This is a genomic window from Paraburkholderia sp. RL17-373-BIF-A (assembly GCF_046030175.1).
GTDB lineage: Bacteria > Pseudomonadota > Gammaproteobacteria > Burkholderiales > Burkholderiaceae > Paraburkholderia.
Window position 1 is genome coordinate 1 of the sequence record NZ_JARESO010000582.1, and the last position, 214, is coordinate 214.

The 214-nt window shown below is 53.3% G+C and carries 1 protein-coding gene; it reads left to right on the plus strand.

Annotation, left to right across the window (positions count from 1 at the left end; genetic code table 11):
• Window positions 1-33: 33 nt before the first annotated feature.
• The coding region (locus P0D80_RS51840; RefSeq protein WP_408296873.1) for a hypothetical protein at window positions 34-214 on the plus strand (181 nt) is incomplete at its 3' end.

Below are 214 nucleotides of genomic sequence, written 5' to 3' on the forward strand. Positions count from 1 at the left end.
GGGGACTTCGATATTTCACGCTCACGTGGGACAGTGACTGCGACGATCACCCTGTTGACGGCTTTTATTGGACTGCTCATCGAGCGGGTTTGCAAGAGCATCAGCAGCCACCAGAAAGAAGACGCCGTAACACAAGCGGTGGTCGATCTTCATGGAAGAATCCTCGATGCAGATTTCTCGGTTGAGCGCCCGGGCAATCGTTCCGTTTCAATAG